Origin of the sequence: Nocardia neocaledoniensis, from assembly GCF_029868625.1 — a bacterium.
Taxonomy (GTDB): domain Bacteria; phylum Actinomycetota; class Actinomycetes; order Mycobacteriales; family Mycobacteriaceae; genus Nocardia; species Nocardia neocaledoniensis_A.
The window spans coordinates 23,860-32,466 of sequence record NZ_JARWOJ010000353.1 but is presented as its reverse complement, the minus strand read 5'-3'; the positions used below and the strand labels follow the sequence as shown (position 1 = coordinate 32,466).

General features: G+C 71.9%; 7 protein-coding genes and 1 pseudogene. 4 read left to right on the top strand and 4 right to left on the bottom strand.

Annotated features, from left to right (window positions below):
• Nucleotides 1-10 precede the first annotated feature (10 nt).
• Nucleotides 11-142: pseudogene (locus QH270_RS27480) on the bottom strand (large ribosomal subunit protein bL28); the annotation flags it as partial.
• Between the two features lie 141 nt (nucleotides 143-283).
• Here QH270_RS27480 and treY point away from each other — a divergent pair.
• Nucleotides 284-2,704, top strand: a complete 2,421-nt coding sequence (treY, locus tag QH270_RS27475) for a malto-oligosyltrehalose synthase (protein WP_280346951.1) — start codon at nucleotides 284-286, stop codon at nucleotides 2,702-2,704.
• 63 nt (nucleotides 2,705-2,767) lie between these two features.
• On the opposite strand, the gene QH270_RS27470 is transcribed toward treY, so the two are convergent.
• The gene (locus QH270_RS27470; RefSeq protein ID WP_280346950.1) at nucleotides 2,768-3,181 is read right to left on the bottom strand and encodes a hypothetical protein; all 414 of its coding nucleotides are present in this window, start codon (nucleotides 3,179-3,181) and stop codon (nucleotides 2,768-2,770) included.
• Nucleotides 3,182-3,209: 28 nt separating this feature from the next.
• A complete protein-coding gene (locus QH270_RS27465) occupies nucleotides 3,210-3,566 on the bottom strand; it encodes a nuclear transport factor 2 family protein (protein WP_280346949.1) in 357 nt (118 codons plus the stop codon).
• Between the two features lie 149 nt (nucleotides 3,567-3,715).
• Here QH270_RS27465 and QH270_RS27460 point away from each other — a divergent pair, with 149 nt between their 5' ends.
• Nucleotides 3,716-6,427 (top strand): ATP-binding protein, encoded by a 2,712-nt coding sequence (locus tag QH270_RS27460; RefSeq protein ID WP_280346948.1) that lies wholly within the window; start codon nucleotides 3,716-3,718, stop codon nucleotides 6,425-6,427.
• Here QH270_RS27460 and QH270_RS27455 read toward each other — a convergent pair.
• Complete coding sequence (locus QH270_RS27455) at nucleotides 6,416-6,631, bottom strand: hypothetical protein (RefSeq protein ID WP_280346947.1); 216 nt, start codon at nucleotides 6,629-6,631, stop codon at nucleotides 6,416-6,418. The two genes, QH270_RS27460 and QH270_RS27455, sit on opposite strands and share 12 nt — an antisense overlap.
• Before the next feature lie 96 nt (nucleotides 6,632-6,727).
• On the opposite strand from QH270_RS27455, the gene QH270_RS27450 reads away from it, so the two are divergent.
• Both QH270_RS27450 and ilvA read left to right on the top strand, forming a co-directional pair.
• Nucleotides 6,728-7,162: a nitroreductase family deazaflavin-dependent oxidoreductase gene (locus tag QH270_RS27450; protein ID WP_110041726.1), complete on the top strand. Its 435-nt coding sequence runs from the start codon at nucleotides 6,728-6,730 to the stop codon at nucleotides 7,160-7,162.
• Between the two features lie 97 nt (nucleotides 7,163-7,259).
• Nucleotides 7,260-8,603, top strand: a complete 1,344-nt coding sequence (gene ilvA, locus QH270_RS27445) for a threonine ammonia-lyase IlvA (RefSeq protein WP_432420438.1) — start codon at nucleotides 7,260-7,262, stop codon at nucleotides 8,601-8,603.
• Nucleotides 8,604-8,607: the final 4 nt, after the last annotated feature.

Here is an 8,607-nt window from a genome sequence, read left to right as displayed (position 1 = left end):
GGGCTGAGAATCAGCCGCGGACGACCTTGCCCGCCTTCAGGCAGGAGGTGCACACGTTCATCCGGCGGGTGTTGCCAGGGGCAACCTGCGCACGCACGGTCTGGATGTTCGGGTTCCAGCGACGGTTGGTGCGCCGGTGCGCCGCGCCGCCGCCGCTCCGCTCCCGCTCCCGCGCGCCGCCGCCGGGCGGGGCGCGGGGGGGGGCGCCCGCCCCCCCCCCCCCCCCCCTGCCCGTCCCCAGCCGCTGCCTGCTCGTCCTACGCCGAACCGCCTGACCGAAACGATGACCGAGACCTACGTGACCGATCCGCTGACCCTGCTGCATCGCGCGCCCCTCCGGCCGAGCACGGTGCGCAGTACCTACCGGCTGCAGTTGCGGCCCGACGCGCTCACCTTCGCCGATGCCAGAGCCATCGCCGAATACCTGCAGCAACTGGGGATCTCGCATCTGTACCTGTCGCCGATCCTCACCGCCGCGCACGGCTCGACGCACGGCTACGACGTCACCGACCCGACGACCGTCTCGGCCGCGCTCGGCGGGCCCACCGGACTCAAGGCGCTCTCGGACGAGGTGCGCAGTCGCGGCATGGGGTTGATCGTCGACCTGGTGCCCAATCACGTGGGTGTCGGCGATCCGAAGCAGAATCCGTGGTGGTGGGACGTGCTGCGCAACGGTCGGGAGTCCAAGTACGCCAAATACTTCGACATCGACTGGAGCCAGGGCAACGGCGCGGGCGGCAGGCTGGCACTGCCGGTGCTGCGGAGCGAGAACGACCCGGCGGCACTGACCGTGGACCGGTCGGGCTCGGAGCCGATGCTGGCGCTGCACGATCTGCGCTTCCCGATCGCGCCGGGCACCGACGGCGACAACGCGCTGCGCATCCACGACCGCCAGCACTACCGGCTGGTGAGCTGGAAGGCCGGGGTGTGCACCTACCGGCGGTTCTTCGCGGTGAGCGGGCTGGCGGCGCTGCGGCAGGAGGACGCGGAGGTTTTCGAGGCGACCCATCGCGAGCTGGCGGCCTGGTGTGAGCACGACCTGATCGACGGTGTGCGCGTGGACCATCCCGACGGGCTCGCCCACCCCAGCGCCTACCTGACCCGGTTGCGCCGGTTGATCGGCCCGCAGCGGCTGCTGCTGGTGGAGAAGATCCTCGCCAATCGCGAGCCGCTGGACGCGACATTGCCGGTCGACGGCACCACCGGCTACGACGCGCTCGCCGATGTCGGTGGCGTGCTCATCGATCCGTCCGGCGAGGCCACGCTGACCGAGCTGTCGCAGCACGTCGCCGGGCACGGCAGCGACCGGGCCTGGTTCGGCGAGACCGAGCACCGGATCAAGCGCGCCGTCGCGGAAACCATTCTGGCGCCGGAGATCCGGCGGCTGGTCGCGGCGATCAAGCGCGACGGCCACGCGGGCAGCTTCGACACCCTCGCGGTGAGCAACGCGACCATCGAGGTGCTGGCGTTCATGCCGGTCTACCGGGTGGACTACGCACCGCTGGCCGGGATCACCGCCGCGGTGGTGGCCGAGGTGGAGAAGCGCAACGCCGAACTCACCGCGCCGCTGTCGGTGCTGGTGACCGCGCTGGCCAAGGGCGGTGAGGCGGCGATCAGGTTCTCCCAGGTGTGCGGCGCGATCACCGCGAAGTCGGTCGAGGACACCATGTTCTATCAGGGCGCGCGCCTGGTGTCGTTGCAGGAGGTGGGTGGTAATCCGGCGCGGTTCGGCCACTCCGTCAACGACTTCCACCTGTCCAACAGCGAACGGTCGCAGCGCTGGCCCGCGACCATGACGACGCTGTCGACCCATGACACCAAGCGCGGCGAGGACGTCCGCGCCCGGATCGGCGTGCTGTCCCAGGTGGCCGAGCTGTGGTCGCAGCGGGTGCGCGGCTGGCTCGAGACCACCCCGGCGCCCGACGGCGCGACGGCACTGTTCCTGTTGCAGAACATGTTCGGGATCTGGCCCGCCGACGGCAGGCCAGCGTCGTCGGTGCCGGGGCTGCGCGACCGGCTGCACCAGTTCGCGGAGAAGGCGATCCGCGAGGCGGGGGTGAAGACCTCATGGGAGGAGCCGGACGCGCAGTTCGAGGCGGCGGTGCACGGCTGGCTGGACGCGGTCATCGACGGCCCGGTCGGCACCGGCATCGGCGATCTGGCCCACGAGCTGGCTCCGCACGCGTGGTCGGACGCGGTGGCCCAGAAGCTGTTGCAGCTGTGTGGTCCCGGCATCCCCGACCTCTATCAGGGCACCGAACTGTGGGAGGACTCGCTCGTCGACCCGGACAACCGGCGGCCGGTGAACTTCGCCGTGCGCGCGGGTCTGCTCCAATCCCTCACCGAGCCACCGACACTGGACACCACGGGCGCGGCGAAGATGTGGGTGGTCGCGTACGCGCTGTGGCTGCGCCGGGAGCGCCCGGAGTGTTTCGTCGGCGGGTCGTATCTGCCGATGTACGCGGTCGGTGAGCACGCCCACCGGGTGGTCTCCTATGGCCGGGGCGCCGCCGGTGAGGACATCGAGGTGATCGTGGTGGCGACCCGGCATTCGGTCGGTCTCGCCGCCACCGGCTGGCTCGACACGACACTGGCACTGCCGGAAGGCAATTGGATCGACCGGCTGACGGGCCACACCTACTCGGGCGGCGCCGAGATGGAGAAGCTGTTCGCGCGGTTGCCGGTCGCGCTGCTCGTGCGCTGAGACCCGTTCCGCGACAGCGGGAACGGGGCCACGATGCTCGTGGCCCCGTTCCCGGTGCGATCGTCACGCCGTGCGCAAACCGCGGTACTGCAGCGCGGCGAAGCCGCCGACGGTGATCGCCTGCAGCACCGCCCACACCGTGCCGACCGTGGTCAGGCTCAGCGCTCCGGTGAGCACGGCGGCGAGGCTGGCCACGACCCAGGCCGCGTTGCCGATCGCCACCGCGCCCGCCGCGGGCCGCGAGATCGGCGACCGGAGTCCGACCACCGCCACGGCGAGCCCGTAGGCGGTGAGGAAGGCGCCGATGGCGAGACCGGCGCCGGCCTCGAGGCCGAGCAGACGTTCCAGGGGGTAGGCCAGCGCGAGGTAGGCCAGGCCGTTGGCGCCGGTGACGACGGCGTCGAGACGCAGCGACAGGCGCAGCAGGGGCTCGCCGGGCGCGAGCAGGGTGGACAGGCGGGACGGGGCGGTGGTCATGGCGGATCTCCTGATTCGGGCAGGTGGGTCAGGCGGACGTGGGGACCTTGTCGAGGAAGCCGAAGACACTGTCGATGCGCCCGTCGGTGAGGACCGCGACGTCGAAGCCGATCACCACCGGCTCGCCCTCGGCGGGGCCGAGGCCCCAGGTGAAGCGGACCTGGTCGTGGTGCGCGTCGACCGGTCCGGCCAGGCGGAAGGTCCAGTCGGGGAACTGGGCCTGCACCCCGGCGATGGCGGCCTCGAGTTCGGCGTGGCCGGTGACGGCGACCAGCGGGTCGACGTAGCGGGCCTCCGGAGTGAACAGCCGGGCGACGGCGGCGCGGCGGTCGCTGGGCTCGCGGGTGTTCCAGGTCTCCAGGTACTGCGCGACGACGGTGTTCATCTCGACCTCCGAAAATAGGGTTTGAGCTGGTGCTTCGTGGGTTCGTTCCCGCGATGACACCTACGGTATTTCGGCGCGGGGGCCGGGCGAATCAGTCACCTATAGGTACTTTCGCCACGGCGTACCGGTACGGCGATACCGTGGTGCGCATGCTCTACGGACGCGAGGCCGAACAGGCCGTCATCGACGACCTGCTCGCCGGTGCGCGCGCCGGACGCAGCGGCGCCCTCGTGCTGCGCGGCGAGGCCGGGATCGGCAAGTCGGCCTTGCTGGATTACGCGGCGGCCCAGGGCATCCCGGCGGCGCGTGGTGCGGGGATCGAGTCCGAGGCCGAATTGCCGTTCGCGGCGCTGCATCTGCTGTTGCGGCCGGGGATGGCGCTGGTGCGGCAGCTGCCACCGCGCCAGCGCGAGGCGCTGGAATCGGCGTTCGGGCTGGGCGAGAGCGCGCCCGCGGACCGGATGCTGATCGGTCTCGCCGTCCTCACATTGCTGGCCGAGGAGGCGGCGGAGGGACCACTGCTCGTCCTGATCGACGACGCGCACTGGCTGGATCGGGCCACCGCCGAGACGCTGCTGTTCGCCGCCCGCAGGCTGGACGCCGAGGGTGTGGTGATGCTGTTCGCCGCGCGCTCCGGGCCGGGAGACTTCCCCGCGCCCGGTCTGCCGGAGTTGATACTGCCCGGGTTGCGGCCCGAGGCATCGGCCGCCCTGCTCGACGCGGGAACGACCGCGCTGTCGCCCACGGCGCGGTATCGGCTGCTGGTCGAAGCGGGTGGCAATCCGCTTGCGCTGCTGGAGCTTCCGTCGGTGCTTGGCGCGGTGGACGACCTGAATCCGCTGCCGTTGACACAGCGGCTGCAGCTGGCTTTCTACGGCCGGGTGGCCCGGCTGCCCGCCGCCACGCGCACGGTGCTGCTGCTGGCAGCCGCGGCGGGCACGACGGACCTTGCCCCGATCCTGCGCGCCGCCGCCCACCTCGGCGCGGCGCTGCCCGATCTGCAACCCGCCGCCGACGCCGGGCTGGTGCGCACCGACGGGCAGGTGGTGACGTGGCGTCATCCGCTCTCCCGCGCCGCCGTCTACCAGGGCTCGGCGCTCACCGATCGGCTGGCCGCCCATCGCGCGCTGGCCGAGGCGATGACCGACCCCGACGCCGCCGACCTGCGCGCATGGCATCTCGCCAGCGCCGCAACGGGTTCCGATGAGCAGGCCGCCTCCGCCCTGGAGCACACCGCGGATCGCGCCCGTCGCCGCAACGGCTTCCATGGCGCGGTCGCCGCCTATGATCGCGCCGCCGCGTTGAGCGTCGACCCCGCCACGCGGGTCCGCCGGCTCGTCGCCGCCGCCGAAACCGCCACCGAGGCCGGGCTGTTCGACTATGCCGCCCGCCTCGCGGACCGCGCCGCCACCCAGACGGGCGAGGACTCGTGCGAGCAGGATCCGGGCGTGCGTCTGCGCTTGGAACTGGTGCGAGCCCAGGTCGAATTCGCCGCGGGGGCGCTGGGTTCCGCGCATCGGCGCCTGATGGCGGCCGCGCGTGGCGACGCCGCAGCCGAGTCCGGCCACCAGGGACGCGGCGGCGGGCGAGTGCCCGCGCAGATCGTGACACGAGCGGTGCACACGGCGTGGTACCTCGGGCCCGCGGAGCTCGATGAAGTGGCCGAGCTGCTGGCTACCTCAGCGCTCGACGAGGACGACCCGTTCACACCGATCGCGCGATATCTGACCGGGTCGCTGACCGGCCGGCGCACGGTCGATCTGCGTGCGGCCGCCGCGGCGGCCAGGGCCAACGGCGCCGACAGCCCGGCCGACCTCGTGCAGCTGTGTGGCAGCGGGCTGGTGGTCGGCCAGGACGAGCAGGTGGGCGAACTGGCCGACGAGCTCATCGCCGAGAGCCGCGAGCAGGGCCGGATCGCGCTGCTGGCGCCGCTGCTGTTCTTCCGGGCGGAGGCCGAGCTGTTCGGCGGGCGGCCGGGTGCCGGCCGGGGCGCGGCCGAGGAGGGCCTGCGCATCGCCGCCGACATCGGTCAGCCGCAGTGGGTCAGCCAGCTCAGCGCGTTCGTGGCCTATCTGGCGGCGATACGCGGTGACGAGCGGTCCTGCCGCGAGCACGCCGACCGGACGATGGCCGAGGAGTTCGGCGGAGCGCGCGCGGCCGGAGCCCCGTGGGCGCATGCGGCGCTGGCGCTACTCGCGCTCGGGACGGGCAGGCTCGAGCAGGCTCGAGCCGAACTCGCGCACATGACCGCGGAACCGGCCAGACATCACGTGAGCGGGCTGCGCAGCCTGGCCGACCAGATCGAGGTGGCTGCGCGGCTCGGCGTGCCGGCGGACGCGGCGTTGACGCAGCTCAGCGAGTGGTCGGCGCGATCGGGGCAGCCGTGGATCGCCGCGCTGGTGGCCAGAGGACGGGCGTTGCTGGCCGAGGGCGCCGACGCGGAGCCGCATTTTCGCACCGCCCTCGCCGCCAACCGCCCGTTCGACGAGGCGCGCACCCGGCTGCTGTACGGCGAGTGGTTGCGCAGGGACAAGCGCAAGGCCGACGCGCGGACCCAGCTCGAGCAGGCGCTCACTCTGTTCGAGCGGCTCGGCGCGGCGCCGTGGAGTACCAGGGCGCGCACGGAACTGGCCGCGCTGGGGATCGGGGTCGACGCGCGGTCGAGCGAGGGTCCGTTGAGTGTGCTCACCCCGCAGGAGGCCCAGATCGTCCGGCTGGCCGCGCAGGGGTTGTCGAATCGGGAGATCGCGGCGCGCCTGGTGCTGAGTCATCGCACGGTCGGGCACCACCTGTACAAGGCGTATCCGAAACTGGGTGTGCTCTCGCGCGGGGAGCTGAGCTCGCTCGAGCTAGCGGAGTGAATGCGCCCGGACGGCCCCGACGGTCCAGCGCGCGGTGGCGACCGCGGCCGCGACCAGCACGGCGGTCTGCGCCGAGCCGACGATGAGCAGCAGCAGGGCACCGACGACCAGCCCGGCGACCAGCGCCTCGAGCTTGTAGACCGGCCAGGCGCTGCCCGCGATGTCGACTGTCGCGCGCGCTGCCGATGGGGTGACCACTGCCATGCACACAGGATAGGCGCATTCCGAAGTTCGGGCCACCGAACTTTCCACTCGGGACCTATCGGGAACATCACACGCGGACGGATCGTTGTGCAGGTCATGCCACTGACTGGAGAGTACGCACCGAGCACTTCCGATTGGGCACGCACCCAGGCCGAGACCTACGAGAACTCCGGCGGAGCCGACGGCACCTCACTGCAGGGCAAGCCCGTCATCCTGCTCACCACCAAGGGCGCCAAGACCGGCAAGCTGCGCAAGACGCCGCTCATGCGGGTCGAGCACGACGGTGAGTACGCCGTCGTCGCGTCGCTGGGCGGGGCGCCGAAGCATCCCGTCTGGTACTTCAATATCAAGGCCGAGCCGCACGTCGAGCTGCGCGACGGGACCGTCAACAAGGACTACACCGCGCGCGAGGTCTTCGGCGAGGAGAAGGCGCTGTGGTGGGATCGCGCGGTCGCGGTCTGGCCCGACTACGCCGAATACCAGAAGAAGACCGATCGCGAGATCCCGGTCTTCGTCCTCACCCCGCGCTGACCTCGGCGTATCAGTGCTCCCGCCGCCGTGACACCCCGCGGCGGGAGCAGTCGCGGGGCGCCCGACCCGCCTCGGTAGCATTTACCGGGTGTCCCCCATCGCTGACGTCGCCGAAGTGTCCGTAACCCGTCCGCCGCTGACCGCGGACGAGATCGACGCCGCCGCCAAGCGAATTTCCGACATCATCGAGCCGACGCCGCTGCAGTTCTCCCCGCGGCTGTCGGCGAGCACCGGCGCGCAGGTGTATCTCAAGCGCGAGGACCTCACCGCGGTGCGCTCGTACAAGCTGCGCGGCGCCTACAACCTGATGGTCCAGCTCACCGCCACCGAACGTGCCGCGGGTGTCGTCGCGGCCAGCGCGGGCAACCACGCGCAGGGTGTGGCCTTCGCCTGCCGGGCCATGGGTGTGCGCGGGCGCATCTACGTGCCGACCACCACCCCGAAGCAGAAGCGCGACCGCATCCGCGTGCACGGTGGCGAGTTCGTGGAACTGATCGCCGTCGGCGAGACCTACGACGCGGCCGCCGCGGCCGCCGCCGACGATGTCGCCCGCACGGGCGCGACCATGGTGCCGCCCTTCGACGATCCACGCACCGCCGCGGGGCAGGGCACCATCGCCGCCGAATTCCTCGAACAGCTCGGCACCGCGCCGGATCTGGTGATCGTGCCGGTCGGTGGTGGCGGGTGCCTCGCCGGCATCGGTACCTACCTGCGCGAGCGCGCGCCGCGGACCGGCCTGCTCGGCGTCGAGCCCGCCGGCGCGGCGTCGATGACCGCGGCGCTGGTGGCCCGCGGTCCGGTGACGCTGCCCGAGATCGACCCGTTCGTCGACGGCGCCGCCGTGCGCCGCATCGGCGATCTGCCCTACCAGGCGGCCGCGTCCTTCGGCGGCCGGGTGGTCTCGCACGCCTCGCTGCCCCTGCTGGTCACCAGCGAATCCCCCTCCGGCACAGCGTCGTTCCGGATGATGCAGATCGACGAGGGCGCCATCTGCACCGCCATGCTCGATCTCTACCAGAACGAGGGCATCATCGCCGAGCCCGCGGGTGCGCTCGCCACCGCGGCGCTGGCCGAGATCGATGTCGAGCCGGGGTCGACGGTGGTCGTGCTGGTCTCGGGCGGCAACAACGATGTCTCGCGGTACGGCGAGATCATCGAGCGCTCGCTGGTGCACCGTGGCCTGAAGCACTACTTCCTGGTCGACTTCCCGCAGGAGCCAGGGGCGCTGCGCCGGTTCCTCGACGATGTCCTCGGCCCGGACGACGACATCACCATGTTCGAGTACGTCAAGCGCAACAACCGGGAGACCGGGGCGGCGCTGGTCGGCATCGAGCTCGGCGCCACCGACGATCTGGCGTCGCTGCTGCACCGCATCGAGGAGTCCCCGATCCAGGCCGAGCGCCTGGAACCGGGGTCTCCGGCGTACCGCTACCTGACCTGAGCGA